15 protein-coding genes and 1 rRNA gene are annotated in these 18,455 nt (G+C 64.9%); 3 read left to right on the top strand and 13 right to left on the bottom strand.

The window, feature by feature from the left end:
• Positions 1–9 precede the first annotated feature (9 nt).
• The 3 genes from A3K89_RS01690 to A3K89_RS01680 all read right to left on the bottom strand — a co-directional run bounded on the left by A3K89_RS01690 (position 10) and on the right by A3K89_RS01680 (position 4,246).
• Positions 10–1,527 (bottom strand): 16S ribosomal RNA (locus tag A3K89_RS01690).
• Positions 1,528–2,309: 782 nt separating this feature from the next.
• A complete protein-coding gene (tyrS, locus tag A3K89_RS01685) occupies positions 2,310–3,581 on the bottom strand; it encodes a tyrosine--tRNA ligase (protein ID WP_068420898.1) in 1,272 nt (423 codons plus the stop codon).
• A gap of 50 nt (positions 3,582–3,631) precedes the next feature.
• Positions 3,632–4,246: a DNA-3-methyladenine glycosylase gene (locus A3K89_RS01680; protein WP_068420896.1), complete on the bottom strand. Its 615-nt coding sequence runs from the start codon at positions 4,244–4,246 to the stop codon at positions 3,632–3,634.
• 97 nt (positions 4,247–4,343) lie between these two features.
• Here A3K89_RS01680 and A3K89_RS01675 point away from each other — a divergent pair, with 97 nt between their 5' ends.
• The 3 genes from A3K89_RS01675 to A3K89_RS01665 are packed head-to-tail and all read left to right on the top strand — an operon-like array spanning position 4,344 to position 6,438.
• A complete protein-coding gene (locus tag A3K89_RS01675) occupies positions 4,344–5,081 on the top strand; it encodes an ABC transporter ATP-binding protein (protein ID WP_068420894.1) in 738 nt (245 codons plus the stop codon).
• On the top strand, positions 5,078–5,833 hold the full coding sequence (locus A3K89_RS01670; RefSeq protein ID WP_068420892.1) for an ABC transporter permease: 756 nt from the start codon (positions 5,078–5,080) through the stop codon (positions 5,831–5,833). The genes A3K89_RS01675 and A3K89_RS01670 overlap by 4 nt, the downstream gene beginning before the upstream one ends.
• Positions 5,830–6,438 carry a TetR/AcrR family transcriptional regulator gene (locus A3K89_RS01665; RefSeq protein ID WP_254303368.1) on the top strand — a complete coding sequence of 203 codons (609 nt, stop codon included), beginning with the start codon at positions 5,830–5,832 and terminating at the stop codon, positions 6,436–6,438. The genes A3K89_RS01670 and A3K89_RS01665 overlap by 4 nt, the downstream gene beginning before the upstream one ends.
• Positions 6,439–6,449: 11 nt before the next feature.
• Here A3K89_RS01665 and A3K89_RS01660 read toward each other — a convergent pair whose 3' ends face one another.
• The 10 genes from A3K89_RS01660 to argC all read right to left on the bottom strand — a co-directional run bounded on the left by A3K89_RS01660 (position 6,450) and on the right by argC (position 18,414).
• A complete protein-coding gene (locus tag A3K89_RS01660) occupies positions 6,450–6,659 on the bottom strand; it encodes a Trm112 family protein (RefSeq protein WP_068420888.1) in 210 nt (69 codons plus the stop codon).
• An 86-nt stretch (positions 6,660–6,745) separates the two neighbouring features.
• Positions 6,746–9,763, bottom strand: coding sequence for an AMP-binding protein (locus A3K89_RS01655; protein ID WP_068420886.1), 3,018 nt, complete (start codon positions 9,761–9,763; stop codon positions 6,746–6,748).
• A 105-nt stretch (positions 9,764–9,868) separates the two neighbouring features.
• Entirely contained in the window at positions 9,869–11,302 is a 1,434-nt protein-coding gene (gene argH / locus A3K89_RS01650; protein ID WP_068420884.1) for an argininosuccinate lyase, read from the bottom strand.
• Complete coding sequence (locus A3K89_RS01645) at positions 11,299–12,498, bottom strand: argininosuccinate synthase (protein ID WP_068420882.1); 1,200 nt, start codon at positions 12,496–12,498, stop codon at positions 11,299–11,301. The genes argH and A3K89_RS01645 overlap by 4 nt, the downstream gene beginning before the upstream one ends.
• A 62-nt stretch (positions 12,499–12,560) precedes the next feature.
• Positions 12,561–13,076 carry an arginine repressor gene (locus tag A3K89_RS01640; protein ID WP_068420984.1) on the bottom strand — a complete coding sequence of 172 codons (516 nt, stop codon included), beginning with the start codon at positions 13,074–13,076 and terminating at the stop codon, positions 12,561–12,563.
• A complete protein-coding gene (gene argF, locus A3K89_RS01635) occupies positions 13,073–14,008 on the bottom strand; it encodes an ornithine carbamoyltransferase (RefSeq protein ID WP_068420880.1) in 936 nt (311 codons plus the stop codon). The genes A3K89_RS01640 and argF overlap by 4 nt, the downstream gene beginning before the upstream one ends.
• A 2-nt stretch (positions 14,009–14,010) precedes the next feature.
• The gene (locus tag A3K89_RS01630; RefSeq protein ID WP_068420879.1) at positions 14,011–15,207 is read right to left on the bottom strand and encodes an acetylornithine transaminase; all 1,197 of its coding nucleotides are present in this window, start codon (positions 15,205–15,207) and stop codon (positions 14,011–14,013) included.
• A complete protein-coding gene (gene argB / locus A3K89_RS01625) occupies positions 15,204–16,127 on the bottom strand; it encodes an acetylglutamate kinase (protein WP_068420878.1) in 924 nt (307 codons plus the stop codon). Before argB ends, A3K89_RS01630 begins: the two co-directional genes overlap by 4 nt.
• Positions 16,124–17,350 (bottom strand): bifunctional glutamate N-acetyltransferase/amino-acid acetyltransferase ArgJ, encoded by a 1,227-nt coding sequence (gene argJ / locus A3K89_RS01620; RefSeq protein WP_068420877.1) that lies wholly within the window; start codon positions 17,348–17,350, stop codon positions 16,124–16,126. The genes argB and argJ overlap by 4 nt, the downstream gene beginning before the upstream one ends.
• On the bottom strand, positions 17,347–18,414 hold the full coding sequence (gene argC / locus A3K89_RS01615) for an N-acetyl-gamma-glutamyl-phosphate reductase (protein WP_068420876.1): 1,068 nt from the start codon (positions 18,412–18,414) through the stop codon (positions 17,347–17,349). Before argC ends, argJ begins: the two co-directional genes overlap by 4 nt.
• Between the last annotated feature and the right edge of the window lie 41 nt (positions 18,415–18,455).

Raw genomic sequence — 18,455 nt, 5'->3', positions numbered from 1 at the left:
GCTCCTTAGAAAGGAGGTGATCCAGCCGCACCTTCCGGTACGGCTACCTTGTTACGACTTCGTCCCAATCGCCGATCCCACCTTCGACGGCTCCCTCCCACAAGGGGTTAGGCCACCGGCTTCGGGTGTTACCGACTTTCATGACGTGACGGGCGGTGTGTACAAGGCCCGGGAACGTATTCACCGCAGCGTTGCTGATCTGCGATTACTAGCGACTCCGACTTCACGGGGTCGAGTTGCAGACCCCGATCCGAACTGAGACCAGCTTTAAGGGATTCGCTCCACCTCACGGTCTCGCAGCCCTCTGTACTGGCCATTGTAGCATGTGTGAAGCCCTGGACATAAGGGGCATGATGACTTGACGTCGTCCCCACCTTCCTCCGAGTTGACCCCGGCAGTCTCTTACGAGTCCCCACCATCACGTGCTGGCAACATAAGACAAGGGTTGCGCTCGTTGCGGGACTTAACCCAACATCTCACGACACGAGCTGACGACAGCCATGCACCACCTGTACACCAACCACAAGGGAAACCGTATCTCTACAGCTGTCTGGTGTATGTCAAACCCAGGTAAGGTTCTTCGCGTTGCATCGAATTAATCCACATGCTCCGCCGCTTGTGCGGGCCCCCGTCAATTCCTTTGAGTTTTAGCCTTGCGGCCGTACTCCCCAGGCGGGGCGCTTAATGCGTTAGCTACGGCACAGATCCCGTGGAAGGAACCCACACCTAGCGCCCACCGTTTACGGCGTGGACTACCAGGGTATCTAATCCTGTTTGCTACCCACGCTTTCGTTCCTCAGCGTCAGTTGTTTCCCAGAGACCCGCCTTCGCCACCGGTGTTCCTCCTGATATCTGCGCATTTCACCGCTACACCAGGAATTCCAGTCTCCCCTGAAACACTCAAGTCTGCCCGTATCGCCTGCAAGCCCGAAGTTGAGCCCCGGGTTTTCACAAACGACGCGACAAACCGCCTACGAACTCTTTACGCCCAGTAATTCCGGACAACGCTCGCACCCTACGTATTACCGCGGCTGCTGGCACGTAGTTAGCCGGTGCTTCTTCTGCAGGTACCGTCACTCACGCTTCGTCCCTGCTGAAAGAGGTTTACAACCCGAAGGCCTTCATCCCTCACGCGGCGTCGCTGCATCAGGCTTCCGCCCATTGTGCAATATTCCCCACTGCTGCCTCCCGTAGGAGTCTGGGCCGTGTCTCAGTCCCAGTGTGGCCGGTCACCCTCTCAGGTCGGCTACCCGTCGTCGCCTTGGTAGGCCATTACCCCACCAACAAGCTGATAGGCCGCGGGCCCATCCTGCACCGATAAATCTTTCCACCACCCCACATGCATGGAATGGTCATATCCGGTATTAGACCCAGTTTCCCAGGCTTATCCCAGAGTGCAGGGCAGATCACCCACGTGTTACTCACCCGTTCGCCGCTCGTGTACCCCGAAAGGCCTTACCGCTCGACTTGCATGTGTTAAGCACGCCGCCAGCGTTCGTCCTGAGCCAGGATCAAACTCTCCGTAAAAGACTCTCAACCACGCAGTCCGAAAACCACGCAATCAGTTCAAAAACCAAAGAGCCAAATCACTAGCAAAAAAANCCACGTGTTACTCACCCGTTCGCCGCTCGTGTACCCCGAAAGGCCTTACCGCTCGACTTGCATGTGTTAAGCACGCCGCCAGCGTTCGTCCTGAGCCAGGATCAAACTCTCCGTAAAAGACTCTCAACCACGCAGTCCGAAAACCACGCAATCAGTTCAAAAACCAAAGAGCCAAATCACTAGCAAAAAAACTCAACTAGCAAAACAAATGTCCCCTCACCCCAGACGGGAAGAATGAAGCAAGAAGACGTCACACCCACACCCCGAAAGGCATGAGCGCCAAAAACATTCGGCACTGACATTCATCGACACACTGTTGAGTTCTCAAAGAACACGCGCACATCGCCGGCCTCGGGAATCGAATCCCGGGGCGTCTGAGGCAACCGTTCCAGCCTAACTGATCCAACCGACCGAGTCAATCGGCCGTTTTGTCGGACCCACCGAACGAACAAGCGAACTCGTTACGATCGGGATTATCATCGCGTAACCCGTACAACCTCGTTGTCTCCGGCCTCTCGGCTCGGAGTCGGTGTCCGTGTCGCTCTGACTTGGACAAAGTTACGCGGCGGAAAACATCACGTCAAATTCCCAGGTCGCCCTGCAACCCGGGGGGTAAACGCCGAGGTAGCGACCCCAGCCGGAGCGACATACCCGCTCCGAACCTGAAATCACATGCTTGTGACTCGCGCCACCCCGGCGAACTTACCTCAGCGCAGGTGCACGCCGGCGAAGTTTCGCTTCCCTCGTCGAACGACGAGCCACTTTCCGTGGAGGAAATCGTCGGGCGACGGCGTCCAGTCCTCGTCGGGGATCTTCACGTTGTTCACGGACGCGCCGCCTTCCTTCACCGCGCGGCGGGCGGCACCCTTGCTCTCGCACAGGCCAGTACCGACGAGCAGGTCGACGATCGTCGACGGCTCCCCCGCACCCATGTCGAAGACCGACGTCTCGCGAAGAGCGGCTGCCAGGGTCGATTCGTCGAGTTCCTGCAGTTCGGCGCGTCCGAACAGCGCCTGGCTCGCCAATTCGACGGCCTTGGTGTTCTCGGCTCCGTGTACCAGCGTCGTCATCTCGGCCGCGAGTCGCTTCTGGGCTTCACGGGCATGAGGACGTTCGCGAGTCGCCTCGTCGAGTTCTGCCAACTCCTCCTGCCCGAGGAACGTGAACCACCGCAGGTATTTCACGACATCGGCGTCGCCGGTGTTCACGAAGTACTGGTACCAGGCGTACGGACTCGTCATCTCGGGGTCGAGCCACAGGCTTCCGCCACCGGTCGACTTGCCGAACTTCTTGCCGTCGGCGGACGTCACCAGGGGGACGGTGAGCGCGTGCACCGACTCTGCATCGGTGCGGCGGTTCAGTTCGACGCCGGCGACGATGTTGCCCCACTGATCGGAGCCGCCGATCTGCAGCGTGCAGCCGTGCTTGCGGCGCAACTGCACGTAGTCGTTTGCCTGCAGAAGCATGTAGCTGAACTCGGTGTACGACATGCCGTCGGCTTCGAGACGCGTCTTGACGGTGTCGCGAGCGAGCATGACGTTCACCGAGAAGTGTTTGCCGATGTCGCGCAGGAAGTCGATCGCGGTCAGCTCACCCGTCCACGACAGGTTGTTCTCCACGATCGCACCGGTGGCCGGATCGCCGAACTCCACGAAGCGTTCGAGTTGTCCGCGGATGCGGTCGGCCCACTCGCGCACGGTGTCGGAAGAGTTCATCGTGCGTTCGCCGACGTCGCGCGGATCGCCGATCAGACCCGTCGCACCACCGGCCAGGACGATCGGACGATGCCCTGCTCGCTGGAACCGCTTCAACGCCAGCAGCGGAACGAGATGACCGGCGTGGAGACTTGGGCCCGTCGGGTCGAACCCCGCATACAGAGTGATCGGCTCCCCCGACGTCGCCTTCTTCAGTTCGTCCAGGTCGGTGGACTGCGCGATCAACCCGCGCCAGGTCAGTTCGTCGATGATGTTCTCACTCACCCGTCGATCTTCCCGCATCTCCGTCCGCTCGTGCGTCCGAGGTCCGCCCGTCAGTCTCCGGGAACCGCGCGAGGGCTGCGTCGATATGCCGACACTGCCCGCGAACTCGGGTCCCAAAGCCGCCACGCTCTGTCTGCGCCGGTACTCACCCCGACGCGCGGGCCGTACGCGATGTCAGGGATGGCGCGTGCGTCACCGAGCTTCGACAACCTCACCGGCGACGCCGCGTCGAACAGATCGGTTCCGTTGTCCGCCAACGATATTGCGAGCGCCGACCCCAGATTTCCCGGGCCGCTCGCCAACTTGTGTTCCGGCGCTCGCGGGCCGCGTCGCGAGAATGCGACGCCCTCCCCCCGCGTCACCTCACCGGCCCGCAGCAGGACCGCGCCCGCCTCGCCGTCGGGACCGCAGGTGACGTTCATGCACAGGTGCATGCCGTAGCTCAGGTACACGTAGAGCCTTCCCGCGCTCCCGAACATGACGGCGTTGCGCGGCGTCGGACCTCGGTACGAATGAGCAGCCGGATCGGGCCATGGGCCGCCCTCCGGGCCGCCGTATGCCTCGACCTCCACGATCTCGATGCTCACGTCGTTGGCAGCCAGCGTCGCCCCGAGAAGATGCCGAGCTGCGTCGACCGGGTGTCCTGTCAGAGCAGCGATATCCACGTGAAGTCATCTTGCCGCCCGTTGACTTCGCATCGGCCGTGGGGTCATAATTCATCACAGGGTGAAATCATCGAATGGTGAATTCAGGGAGGGCGTCATGACGGACATCGGACCGGCAATCGTCGTCGACAAGCTGACCGTGCGGCGGGGCAAACGGACGGTCCTCGATCGCGTGGACCTCGAGATACCCCGAGGTGCCATCACCGGGCTTCTCGGCCCGTCGGGCTGCGGTAAGACGACGTTGATGCGCTCGATCGTGGGCACCCAGATCGTCGAGAGCGGAACGGTCACCGTGTTGGGATCACCTGCCGGTGCGAAACAACTACGGTCGAAGGTCGGCTACGTGACTCAGGCGCCCAGCGTCTACCGGGATCTCACCGTTCGCGACAACATCGCGTACTTCGCCGCGCTGTACGGCCGCGGCAGCACCGCGGTCCAGTCCGCGATCGACACCGTCGGGCTCGGTGACCATGCGTCGTCGATCAGCGGTGGTTTGTCCGGCGGGCAACTCTCACGTGTGTCGCTGGCGAGCGCGCTCGTCGCGGAACCCGAGGTGCTGATACTCGACGAGCCGACGGTCGGCCTCGATCCCGTTCTGCGCTTCGAGCTCTGGGAACGGTTCACCGACATCGCCGCCGCCGGCACGACGATCCTGGTGTCGAGCCACGTCATGGACGAAGCCGAGCACTGCAGCACGTTGATCCTCATGCGCAACGGAACCGTCCTCGGACGACCGACGCCCGACGAGCTGCTGCGCACCACGGGCGAATCGACCCTCGAGCACGCCTTTCTCTCCCTCGTTCGGGCACACGACACCATGGAGAAGACGTCATGACCGCACAGATCTACGCCGCGGGCACCGGACGCATTCTGCGTCAGCTGCGTTCGGATCGCCGGACCGTCGCGATGATTCTCTTCGTCCCGTCGCTGTTGATGGCGCTGCTGTACTTCCTCTACGACGACGTACCGGTACGACCCGGCGCCCTGCCGCTGTTCGATCGGATCGCGATCACGATGCTCGGCATCCTTCCGTTCGTCGTGATGTTCCTGATCACGTCCATCGCGATGCAACGTGAGCGCAGTTCCGGCACGCTCGAGCGGCTGCTCACGACACCGATGTCGAAATTGGATCTGTTGGCGAGCTACGCCACCGCGTTCTCTGTCGCCGCGGTCCTGCAGGCCCTCCTGGCGTGCGCGGTGTCGTTCGGGCTGCTCGGTTTGACGACGGCGGGTCCGGTTGCCTGGGTGTTGCTCATCGCGGTGCTCAACGCAGTTCTGGGCGTCGCCCTCGGATTGCTGTGCAGCGCCTTCGCCCGCACCGAATTTCAGGCCGTGCAGTTCATGCCCGTCGTGGTCGTTCCCCAACTGTTCCTGTGCGGTCTGTTGGTTCCGCGCGAGCAGATGCCGGACTGGCTGCACGCGATCAGCAACGTGCTTCCGCTCAGCTACGCCGTGGATGCACTACAGGAAATCTCCGCGAATCCCGCCTTCACCGGGCGGATGGGCGTCGACATCGCTGTGGTCGCCGGTTTCACCCTCGTCGCCTTGTGCGCGGGCGCCGCGACGCTTCGGCGGCGGACTCCGTGACGGACACCGCCCCACCTGCACGTTCCGGCCGACGCCCGGGCCGGTCCGGCACGAAGGACGCAATCCTGACGGTCGCGCGTCGGCGCTTCGCGGAAGCGGGATTCGACAGGGCTTCGGTCCGGTCGATCGCGTCGGACGCCGGGGTGGATTCCGCGCTCGTCCACCACTACTTCGGGACCAAGCGTGACCTGTTCGTCGCGGCCGTCGCACTGCCGGTCGACCCGGACGAGACATTGAAGCCGATACTCGCAGCAGACATCGACGTCCTCGGCCCGACGCTCGCGAGAACGATTCTCGGCGTCTGGGACTCGGAGAACGGTCAGGGAATCGTCGCTGCGTTTCGGTCGATGATCGCGAGTGGCGACACGAGCTTGATCAGCAGCTTCCTGTTGCAGATTGCGTTGCGAGACACCGCGGTTCGCGTCGACGTACCTGCCGGTTCCGGGCTCGAACGCGTTGGTCTCGTCGCGTCGCAGATGGCCGGATTGCTGCTCACCCGGCACATCCTCGAACTCGAACCCATCGCGTCGATGCCTGCCGATCGTCTCGTGGCCGTCGTCGGGCCGACGCTGCAGCGCTATCTGACGGGCCCGCTCCCCGACTGAGTGCTGGTGAACTACGCCGATCGAGCTCGGCTCAGGATCGACTCGTGCTCGGCGTCGTCGACGTCACGAGCCTCGTCGACCAACAGAACCGGAATTCCGTTCTCGATCGGGTACGCCCGACGCAACCGCGGGTTGTAGAGCAACTCGTCCTCCACCAGCAGGAGCGGGCCCTTGTCCACCGGGCAGGCAAGGATGCCGAGGAGGTTCTGATCGATTGCCACTGAAGTCCTTTTTCTCGCAGGTTCACGACTTCCCGTGAGAAGTCCGTCCGTTCAAACTACCGAACCGAGCACGCGTGCCGAACGGGCTACCTGTCGTCCACGTCGTCGGATTTCGTGAACCGCTCGGCGACGACTGCCTTGGTGAGCCGTCGATACGTGCCCTGGTCGGCGTCGTAGAACCATGACCTCGCGCTCGGCGCGGGTAGTCCGAGTTTCTGCAGGTCGGAGGCGCGCGGCCGGTAGGCCCTGCCGAGGGGGATGTCGTCGACGATGTGCACGATGTCCGGCCGCCCGGACGGCAGCAGCACGGCCATCGCGTCGGTGACGATGCGCGCCGACAGCGACGTGTGTCCACGCGTCGACACCGCGCACACCGCGATTTCGTCGACGCCGTAATCCCACCGTCGCGGCGCCCCCGCGGACTCCGGCGCTTCGATGCCGTACACGACGACCGATTCCACGTCGTCCACCTCGCCGAACGCGTCGATGATCGGCTGCGTGTACACGGGCCCGCGTGCGGCTCTCACGACGGTGTCCTTGCGATCGACGAGCCAGTAGTCGCCGTCCGCGTCACGCCGGAACAGATTCTCCGTCGGCACCCACGAGTCACCCGGTTGGAACACCCCCCGCATGAGCGGGCTGGTGACCTCGCCCTCGCTGTTCGGTCGACCGAGTAGCAATCCGATCTCGTCGTCGCGGCACACGCGGACGAACCCGTTCTCGTCCTCTTCGAGGCGGCCGGTCATCGGGTCGTAAGCAGCGAGTTCGACGCGGGCGCTGCCCGGCAGCGGCCTGCCCTTCGAACCTATCTTCGCGCCCCCGACGTTCGCCAGAATGACGTCGTTCTCGGTCGACGCGTAGAACTCGAGGACCCTAGCCGGCGAGAACAGGTGCAGCGTGCGCTTCCACAGATTCACGGGCATGCCGGATCCGATGAACAGACGGACCGGGTGATTACGGCCGAGTTCGAGGTCGTCGTCGTCGAGAATCGTCTGCATCATCGCCCACGTGTAACTGATGACCGTCACGCCGTAGCGGGCCACCTCACTGGCGAAACGCGTGGAATCGAGCCCGCGCGACAGAGCGATACGCGACCCGCCCGCAAGCGCGCCGCCCACGCTGACGAGAAGGCCCGCCGAATGGTGCAGCGGTGCAAGGCAATACACGGTGTCGCCGGCACCGAGCGCGGCAGCCGTCGCAGTTCCGTACGCCGACAACGCCCATCGATGATTGGTGATGAAGCGCGGCTCCAATCCGCGATCGGTCGCCGTGAACAACACGACGGCCAATTCGCGGGCACGTCCTGGATCCGGCTCGAACCATGCGGGGAGCCGCACCGAATCGGGATCGATGGCCTCGAGATCGGTGACGTCGGCGCCGTCGGGAATATCCAACTCGCGCTCGTCGCCGCCGCCGAGAACCAAGACGTTGACGGCGAGAAGTGTTGCGGACTTGAGGTTTTCCGGATCCGAGATGACGATGTCGACGTCGACCACACGCAGCGCACTGTCGAGGTCCCCGCCCGGAGGCAGCATGACCGCGACGGCGCCGATACGGGACAGCGCAGCGACGGCCGCCAGCGCGCTGGGTCGCGTCTCCATCAGCACACCGACGCGCGCCGACGGGCGAACACCCGAGACGATGAGCCCTCGAACCACGTTGTCGATCCGGACGTTGACCGCCTGATAGGTGTGCACACGGTCGTCGAACAGGAAGCATTCGCCCGCGGGAGACCTGCGTCCCTGTTCCGCGAGCAGGCGTCCGAGCGAGACGGTCGTGTGCGGCTGCATCTGACCGAGCCGAGCCAGTCGCGGCAGCGTGCGAACCGCCTCGGTCGAAATCTCGCGCGTGCCCCGCACCGCGCCGGTGGCCGCAGCCGCCAAACCTTTCCCGACGCCGACCCCCACTTCGGCGATCGATGCGGCCGTGTGGATCAGCCGGTTGCTCACCGAGACACCACTGTCGGTATCGGCGTGCTCGTCGTAACTCATCTCGAACACGGTGTCGGGCTGCTCGCCCAGCCCTTCCCTCCAGCGGATCCACTCCCCCGTCGTCGGCCAGGTCTGCGACGCCGCGGTGCTGCCCACCACGAGCCCGAAATGCCCTGCCCGGAGCGTGGTTTCGTAGATCTCGGCCCGCGGGGCCGCGCGCTTGATGCCTCGGACGGCAAGAGGCTGACCGATGTCGTCGACCTCACCGACGAATGCGAGCACCGGCACCGTCAGGTCGGCAAGCGTCAGCAGACGATCCTTGATGACGAATCCGCCCGTCATCATGCGGTTGTGCACGACGAACTGCTTGAGCAGTTCAGCCACCGCCGGCCCCGACCACGCAACCCACCCGTCCAAGGCCAGGAAGCGTCGTTGCGGCTCTCGCGGCAGCAGAGCGTCGCGGTCGTGCAACTGCCGCAGGAAATCGAGTCGCGAACGCACCGTCTTCGCCGGGTCCAACAACTGAAAACCCGTGCGCGCCATCCATCCCGACACCGCAAGGCGCGTGAAGACATGGTCGGCGAGGAACTCGGCTCCCCGGGTGGCAACCCCGGCCGGAATGCCCAACGGCAACGCCGCCAACGTGTCGACAGGAGCGCCGAACGTGATCAGACTGGCCAAATTCTTGCCGCCCCGGTACGCGGCCGCCTGGTAACAGAACATGCCGCCCTGCGAGTAGCCGCTGAGATGCACGTCGCGACCGGTGAGTGCGTGCACCTTGTCGACGACCTCACTGATCGCCACGACGTGATCGGCGAGCGTGCGCCCCCAGCCGCCTTCCTCGGTGTCGGGAGATCCGAAGTCGACGACCCACGGGTCGAGACCCATGCTGTGCAGGATGCCCGCGGCGCCTTGGTCGGTGGTGACGTCGTAGACGTCCGCGGACACCATCATCGGCGGCACGAGGACTACCGGAGGCTTCGACTCCTGGTCGGCGTCCTCCGGGAAGTATCGACGCAATCGATACATCGCGTCCCGGTCGACGACCTTGAACGGCGACGGATCGACTTCGGTCTCGAGGCCACCGAGCCGGATGACCTCCAGACCGTTCTGTGCAGTGGCGATCGCACGCCGCAACGGCTCACGAAACGCATCTGCATTCAGTCCCACCACAACAACTCCTGCGTTCGACTCGGCGACCCGACCGCCCACCCACCTTCGTAGGTTGAAGCTTCTCACACCGACCGCATCGAATTCCGGCGTGCGTGACTTTTTGTGTCAGTCCGTGACGAGTGCTGTCCGGGCCCACGTCCGAAGTTGCTCGGCCGACGATCGAACGCCGCCCAATTGTGACGCGACCTGAACCGCAGCCGTGCCGCCCCGCGAATCCCGTGAAGAAATCGATCCCTCGACGGTGAGAACCTCACGAACGGCAGGCGTCAGCGACGAGTCGATCGACGCCAACTCCTCGTCGGTCAGCTCGTCGAGGCCGACGCCACGAGCCTCGGCGGCCCTGACGCATGCCCCGGCTGCCTCGTGCGCGATTCGGAACGGCGTTCCCTGCCGGACCATCCATTCGGCGATGTCGGTCGCCAACGTGTAGCCGGCAGGCGCCAATTCGGCCATGCGATCGACGTCGAACGTCAGCGTCGACACCAGTCCCGCGAGGGCAGGCAACAACAACTCCAGTTGCGCGACGGAGTCGAAGACAGGCTCCTTGTCCTCCTGCAGATCCCGGTTGTACGCGAGCGGCTGCGCTTTCAGCGTCGCCAACAGCCCGGTGACGTTTCCGATGAGTCGTCCCGTCTTGCCACGCGTCAATTCCGCGACGTCGGGATTCTTCTTCTGCGGCATGATCGAACTGCCGGTGGACCACGCGTCCGCGAGCGTGACGTAACCGTATTCGGGCGTACTCCAGGACACGATCTCCTCGGCGAGCCGCGACAGGTCGACGGCCGTCATCGCGAGCACGAACGCAGCCTCGGCCGCGAAGTCACGCGACGACGTGGCATCGATCGAGTTCTCGGCCGACGAGTCGAATCCGAGTTCGGCGGCGATCTGCTCGGGGTTCAGTCCGAGCGACGAACCTGCCAGAGCGCCGGAACCGTACGGAGACACCGCAGCTCGTTTGTCGAAGTCCTGGAAACGCTGGACGTCGCGCAGCAGCGGGTGCGTGTGTGCCAACAAGTGATGCGCCAGCAGAACCGGCTGGGCGGCCTGCGAATGCGTCTTGCCCGGCATGACGGCACTCGGATGCGAAGCCGCCTGCGTCGTCAACGCGTCGACGACATCGAGCACGCCCGCCGACACACGACGGACCGCGTCGCGCAACCACATCCGGAACAACGTCGCCACCTGGTCGTTCCGCGACCGGCCTGCACGCAACCGCCCGCCGACCTCGGGTCCGACGCGGTCGATGAGCCCGCGTTCGAGCGCACCGTGCACGTCCTCGTCGGACTCGGCGGCGACGAACTCACCCGAGGCGACATCGGCGGCGAGGCGCGCCAAACCGTCGAGCATCGTCTCGAGGTCTTCTGCGGTGAGCAGACCGGCACCGTGCAACACCCGCGCGTGTGCCATCGACGCGCGAATGTCGTAGGGCGCCAACACCCAATCGAAATGCGTCGACTTGCTCAGCGCCGCCATGGCCTCCGCGGGGCCGGACGCGAAACGCCCGCCCCACAGAGACCCTTCGTTGGTCTTCTGGCTCACAAGCCCAGATCCCGCTTGGCGGCGATCTTCGAGGAGAGGCCGTGCAGCTGCACGAAGCCCTTGGCCGACGACTGGTCGAACGTGTCGCCCTCGTCGTACGTCGCGAGGTTGAAGTCGTACAGCGACTCGCCGCTGCGACGACCGTTGACGTTGATCGTGCCCGCGTGCAGCGTGAGTCGGATCTCGCCGGACACGTGCTCCTGGGTGTGGGTGTTGAACGTGTCGAGCGCACCCTTGAGCGGGGAGTACCAGAGACCGTCGTAGACCAGCTCGGCCCACTTCTGGTCGGTGTGGCGCTTGTAGCGTCCGAGCTCGCGCTCGAGGGTGACGTGCTCGAGCTCCTCGTGCGCGCGGATGAGCACCATCGCGCCCGGTGCCTCGTAGATCTCGCGGCTCTTGATGCCGACGAGACGGTCCTCGACGACATCGAGACGACCGACACCCTGAGCGCCTGCGCGGGTGTTGAGCTCCTGGATGGCTTCCAGCACCGAGACGGGACGGCCGTCGATGCTGACCGGACGACCCTTGTCGAAGCCGATGATCAGCTCGTCGGGAGCCGTCCAATTGGCCGTCGGATCCTGCGTGTAGTCGTAGACGTCCTTGGTCGGCGCGTTCCACAGGTCCTCGAGGAACCCGGTCTCCACGGCACGACCCCAGACGTTCTGGTCGATGGAGAACGGCGACTTCTTGCTGACGTTGATCGGGATCTTGTTCTCTTCGGCGAACGCGATGGCCTTCTCACGAGTCCACGCGTAGTCGCGGACCGGAGCGAGGACGTCGAGCTCGGGTGCGAGGGTGTTGAAGCCGACCTCGAACCGGACCTGGTCGTTACCCTTGCCGGTGCAGCCGTGCGCGACGACGGTTCCGCCGTGCGCACGCGCGTTCTCGACGAGGTGCTTGACGATCAGCGGACGGCTGATGGCCGACACCAGCGGGTAGCGATCCATGTAGAGAGCGTTGTTCTGGATGGTCGGCAAGCAGTACTCGTCGGCGAACTCGTTGCGAGCATCGACGACGACGGCTTCGACTGCGCCACAATCGATCGCACGCTGGCGCACGACCTCCATGTCCTCGCCGCCCTGACCGAGGTCGATGGCGACGGCGACGACCTCTTTGCCGGTCTCCTTGCCGATCCAGCTGATGGCGACGGAGGTGTCCAATCCCCCCGAGTAGGCGAGAATGACGCGTTCGGCCATGGTGTGTGCGCTCCTTAACTAGCTCTTGTGTAGGTCTGTCGTTGTGCCGTCGACGGGGGTGTTCACTCCCCGCGTCGGGCCAGTTTCTCTATCTTGTCCGCGAGCTCGCTGCCGGTCGTGGGCTCGCGCGCGATCATGAAGATCGTGTCATCCCCGGCGATCGTCCCGACAACCTCCCTCAGCGACGCCCGGTCGAGCGCGCTAGCGAGATAGTGCGCCGCGCCAGGGGGTGTGCGCAGGACTGCTTGGTTTCCGCTCGAATCGGTCGAGACGAGCAGCTCCCCGAGCAGCCGCGTCAGGCGGTCGGTACCGCCCGACACGCCGCGGACGGGGCTGCCGTCCTCGGGCACCACGTAGACGCCGACCCCGCCGTCCGCGGCGCGCAGTTTCACCGCGCCGAGTTCGTCGAGATCTCGCGACAACGTGGCCTGGGTGACGTCGATACCCTCGGCCGCCAGCAGCGACGCGAGCTCCGGCTGGCTTCTGACCTGGTTCGTCGCCAGCAGAGTCACGATCCGCGCCTGCCTGCCTGCCCGGGTCGATGCCGTCAGCGGCGTCGACGACACCCCCTCGCTCACGGTCGTCGCGCCTGCTCGAGCAGCCACACCAGAAGTGCCTTCTGAGCGTGCAAACGGTTCTCGGCTTCGTCGAGCACGACGCTCTGCGGGCCGTCGAGTACCTCGTCGGTGATCTCCTCGCCGCGGTGCGCAGGCAGGCAGTGCAGAACGACGGCGTCGGACTTCGCCTTGGTCAGCAGATCGGTGTCGATCCGGTACGGCCGGAACGGCGCGACGCGGTCGAGGCCGTCGTTCTCCTGACCCATCGACGTCCACGTGTCGGTGACGAGCGCGTCGGCGCCGGCCGCAGCTTCGTGGGGGTCCTCGGTGATCGTGATGGTGGCGCCGGTCTGCTCTGCACGCGCACGCGCCGCGTCGACGACGTCACCCAGCGGCGCGAACGCCTTCGGTGCAGCGATGGTCACGTTGATGCCCGCGGTGACACCGCCCAGCATCAGCGAGTGCGCCATGTTGTTGGCGCCGTCGCCGAAGTACGCCAGCTCTAGCCCCTTCAGGTTCCCCTTCTGCTCGACGAGTGTCTGCAGATCCGCGAGCACCTGGCACGGGTGGAACTCGTTGGACAGCGCGTTGACGATCGGAACCGTCGATCCGGTCGCCATCTGCTCGAGGCGCTTCTGGCCGAACGTGCGCCAGACGATCGCGTCGACGTACCGCGACAGGACACGGCCCGTGTCCTGCAGCGTCTCCTCGCGTCCGAGCTGCGTGCTCTGGCCGTCGACGACGACCGCGTGACCGCCGAGCTGCGCGATACCGATCTCGAACGAGAACCGCGTCCGGGTCGAGTTCTTCTCGAAGATGACGCCGACGCCCTTCGGTCCTTCGAGCGGTCGCTTCGAGAACGGTGCACGCTTGATCTCGGCGGCGAGCGCGAGAACTTCGCCCTGCTCCTGCGGGGTCAGGTCGTCGTCACGCAGAAAGTTCCTCAGTGCCATGGTTATTCCGTTTCCTGGGCTGTGTCGAGAATTGCGGGCAGGGCCGTCACGAACGTCGCCGCCTGCTCCTCGGTGAGAACGAGGGGCGGGGCCAGGCGTAGAACGTCGGGCTGTGCGGCGTTGATCAGGAACCCGGCGTCACGCGCTGCGGCTTCGGCCTTGGGCGCGACGGCTCGAGTCAGCACGACGCCGAGTAGCAGGCCTGCGCCCCGTACGTGATCGACCAGCGGGTGGTTCAGTTCTTCGATGGAATGCGTGATGACCTTGCCGAGTCGATCGGCGTGGGACACGAGATCCTCGTCGGCGATGGTCTTCAGAACCGCGAGAGCCGCCGACGCGCATACCGGGTTTCCGCCGAACGTCGTGCCGTGCTTGCCGGGATGCAGCAGGTTGCCTGCTTCGCCGATGCCGATGCAGGCTCCGATCGGCAGACCGCCGCCGAGTCCTTTCGCGAGGGTGATGACGTCCGGCACGATGCCGACGGCCTGATGCGCGTAGAACCATCCGGTCCGGCCGATACCCGTCTGCACCTCGTCGAGGATCAGCAGCGCACCGTGGCGTGCCGTGATTTTCCGCGCGGCAAGAAGATAACCCTCCGGCGGGACGACGACGCCACCCTCGCCCATGATCGGCTCGAGGAACACCGCGGCGGTATCCGAGTCGACGGCTGCTTCGAGTGCGGCGACGTCGCCGTACGGCACGTGGTGCACACCGGCAGGCATCGGTTCGAACGGTGCACGCTTGTCCGGCTGGCCCGTGAGCGCCAGCGCACCCATCGTGCGGCCGTGGAACGCCTTCTGCGCGGCGATGATCTTCGGACGCCCGGTCAGACGTGCGATCTTGAACGCGGCCTCGTTGGCCTCGGTTCCCGAGTTGCACAGGAACACTCGGCCGTGGGTGCCCGCACCGAGGTGCGACAGCAACTGTTCGGCGAGAGCGATACCGGGTTCGGTCGCGTAAAGGTTCGACGTGTGACCGAGCGTCGAAAGCTGTGTGGTCACCGCATCGACGACGGCCGGATGTGCATGTCCGAGAATATTGACAGCGATGCCGGCCAGCAGGTCGAGATAGTCCTTGCCGTCGGCGTCGGTCACGACGGCTCCCTGACCGCGCACCAGCGCGACGCGAGGAACACCGTAGTTGTCCATCAGCGAATTCGACCACCGGGTCTGGAGGTCTGCTGTCCCGTGATCACTCATGAAAGGCCCCCTGTGACAGTAGTGTTCGAGTCGGATACGGGCAGCTTGGCCACCATGGTGCCGATGCCTTCACCCGTGAACAGTTCGACGAGCACCGAATGCGGCACACGTCCATCGATGACGTGCGCGGACGGCACACCCCCGAGGACGGCGCGCAAGCATGCTTCCATCTTCGGGACCATCCCCGCGTCGAGAGACGGCAGCAGCGCGGCCAACGCGTCGGGGTCGATCTCGGACGTCAACGACGACCGATCCGGCCAATCGGTGTACAGCCCTTCGACATCGGTGAGCACGACGAGTTTCTCCGCGCCGATCGCCTCGGCAAGTGCGGCAGCCGCGGTGTCGGCATTGATGTTGTGCACGACGCCGTCCGCGTCGGGTGCGATGGTCGAGACCACCGGAATGCGCCCTGCCGCAACGAGATCGAGTACCGCGTCGGGGTTGACGGACGTGACGTCGCCGACAAGACCGATGTCGGTGAGAACGCCGTCGACCATCACCTCGCGCTTGGATGCGGTGAACAGGTGCGCGTCCTCGCCCGAGATTCCGACGGCGTACGGGCCGTGACTGTTGATCAGCCCCACGAGTTCTCGGCCCACCTGACCGAACAGGACCATGCGCACGACGTCCATGACCTCGGGCGTCGTGACGCGGAAGCCGCCGCGGAATTCACCGGTCATACCGAGCTTGGACAGCATGGCCGTGATCTGCGGGCCGCCTCCGTGCACGACGACCGGCTGAATACCGGTGGTGCGCAAGAACACCATGTCCTCGGCGAACGCGCGTTTGAGCTCGTCGTCGACCATGGCGTTGCCGCCGTACTTGACGACGACGATCTTGCCGTGGAACCGCTGCAGCCACGGCAGTGCTCCGGCGAGTGTGTGCGCCTTCTGCGACGCCGACAGTTCGGGTGCGGTCATGACGAGTACGCCGAGTTCTCTTCGACGTACGCGTGCGACAGATCCGTCGTTCGAATGGTGACCGAGCTGTCACCGATTCCGAGGTCGATGACGACCTCGATGTCCTCGCCGGACAGGTCGACGTCCCTGGCACCGGGCGCGCCGACGCCGTCGACGCAGACGGGACTGCCGTTGAAGGACACCGAGATTCGATCGGGGTTCAGCTCGATCGGCGCGATGCCGATGGCCGCGAGCACACGGCCCCAGTTGGGGTCGGACCCGAACAGCGCGGTCTTGACGAGGCTGTCGCGTGCGACGGTACGTGCACCGATCAACGCATCGTCCTCGGACGCGGCGCCGGACACCGTGACCTTCACCCGCTTCGTGACACCCTCGGCATCGGCCATCATCTGATCGGCGAGGTCGTCGCAGACGGCCAGGACAGCGGCGTTCAGTTCGTCCTGGGTCGGCGTCACGCCACTGGCACCGGACGCGAGCAGCAGCACGGTGTCGTTGGTCGACGTGGCGCCGTCGACGTCGAGGCGGTCGTACGACAGTCTCGTCGCGTTGCGCAACGCCTCGTCCAACTGCTGTGCGGTGGCGACGGCGTCGGTGGTGACGACACTGAGCATCGTGGCGAGCGACGGAGCGAGCATGCCTGCGCCCTTGGCCATACCGCCCACGTTCCATTTGTCGGTGTGGTGGAAGGCGGCCTGCTTGGGGACGGTGTCGGTCGTCATGATGGCGTATGCCGCGTCGGTCCCGCCGGAGATTCCTCCCGCGAGTTCGTGCACGACTTCGGTGACGCCGGGAATCAGCTTGTCCATCGGCAAACGGTCACCGATCAGACCCGTCGAGCAGACCGCGACCTCGACGGCACCCGTCTCCGTACCCCAATTGCTCAGTGCACCTGCGACTTCCTCCGCAGTGCGATGCGTGTCCTGAAACCCCGGCGCGCCCGTACACGCGTTGGCGCCACCGGAATTGAGAACGACAGCACGAAGCTTGCCGGTCTGCAGTACCTGCTGCGACCACAGCACGGGTGCAGCCTTCACCTTGTTCTGCGTGAAGACACCTGCCGCGGTGGTGTCCGGGCCCTCGTTGAACACCAGCGCCAAGTCGGGCTTGCCGTTCGCCTTGATCCCGGCCGCGATACCCGCACCGCGGAACCCGGCGGGCGCGGTGACGCCCTGACTGCGAACGAGCTTGCCAGACAATGCCTGTGCCTCGGTGGCGCTGCTCACGGTGCGACTCCAACTGTCGAGAGACCATCGGTCTCGGGGATGCCCAAGGCAAGATTCATCGATTGGATCGCGGCGCCTGCGGTCCCCTTGGTCAGGTTGTCGACGGCGGCGACCACGACGAGCAGACCTGCGTCCTCGTCGACGGACACACTCATCTGCACGGCGTTCGACCCGATCACCGCACCGGTCTGCGGTAGGCGACCTGCGCCGAGTACATGAACGAAAGGCTCTGCAGCGTACGCCTTTTCGTAGACCTCGGTGGCCTGCTCCTGCGTCGCCGTCGTCACCGCGGTGCAGGTGGCGAGAATGCCGCGCGGCATCGGCGCGAGAACGGGAGTGAACGACACCGTCACCGGCTCCGGCGACAACGCGGACAAGTTCTGCGCGATCTCCGGCGTGTGCCGGTGTGCGCCCGCAACGGCGTATGCCCGCACCGACCCCATGATCTCCGCGCCCAGCAGGTCCGCTTTCGGGGCGCGACCCGCACCCGATGCTCCGCTGACCGCGACGACGTTGACGCGCGGTTCGACGATGCCGGCCGCAACTGCCGGAGCAAGAGCAAGAGACGAGACCGTCGGATAGCAGCCGGGCACGGCAATGCGCGTCGCGCCGACGAGCTTCTCACGATGACCGGGCAGTTCGGGCAGACCGTACGGCCAGGTACCGGCATGAGCCGACTTGTAGTACTTCTCCCACGCGGACGCGTCGGACAGGCGGAAGTCGGCGCCACAATCGATGATCACGACGGACTCCGGCAGCTGCTGGGCGATCTCCCCCGACTTGCCGTGCGGAAGCCCGAGGAAGACGACGTCGTGGCCGGACAGCTCGTCGATGGTGGTTTCCGTGAGGAATCGATCGGCGAGCGGGAGCAGGTGCGGATGGAACTCACCGAGCGCCGAGCCGGCGTTTCCACCTGCGGTGAGCGAACCGATCACGAGGCGACCCGACGCCACCCCTGGGTGTCCGAGCAGCAGGCGCAGAATCTCGCCACCTGCATATCCGCTTGCCCCCGCGACGGCGATCCGCAGCGGAGAGGTCTCCACGTCATCAATCCGAGCGTTCATACGATTGATTATGCATCATCATGCAAGCTCATTCATGACTG

The sequence above is a fragment of the Rhodococcoides kyotonense genome, from assembly GCF_001645385.1.
In the GTDB taxonomy this organism is placed as follows: domain Bacteria; phylum Actinomycetota; class Actinomycetes; order Mycobacteriales; family Mycobacteriaceae; genus Rhodococcoides; species Rhodococcoides kyotonensis_B.
This window is presented reverse-complemented; position numbering and strand designations above follow the sequence as displayed.

Bases quoted from the DNA above. Each gene is read 5' to 3' on its own strand.
- A3K89_RS01675 (WP_068420894.1), top strand. From the start codon at position 4,344: ATGACGGACATCGGACCGGCAATCGTCGTCGACAAGCTGACCGTGCGG.
- A3K89_RS01670 (WP_068420892.1), top strand. From the start codon at position 5,078: ATGACCGCACAGATCTACGCCGCGGGCACCGGACGCATTCTGCGTCAG.
- A3K89_RS01645 (WP_068420882.1), bottom strand. From the start codon at position 12,498: ATGGCCGAACGCGTCATTCTCGCCTACTCGGGGGGATTGGACACCTCC.
- argF (WP_068420880.1), bottom strand. From the start codon at position 14,008: ATGGCACTGAGGAACTTTCTGCGTGACGACGACCTGACCCCGCAGGAG.
- A3K89_RS01630 (WP_068420879.1), bottom strand. From the start codon at position 15,207: ATGAGTGATCACGGGACAGCAGACCTCCAGACCCGGTGGTCGAATTCG.
- argB (WP_068420878.1), bottom strand. From the start codon at position 16,127: ATGACCGCACCCGAACTGTCGGCGTCGCAGAAGGCGCACACACTCGCC.
- argC (WP_068420876.1), bottom strand. From the start codon at position 18,414: ATGAACGCTCGGATTGATGACGTGGAGACCTCTCCGCTGCGGATCGCC.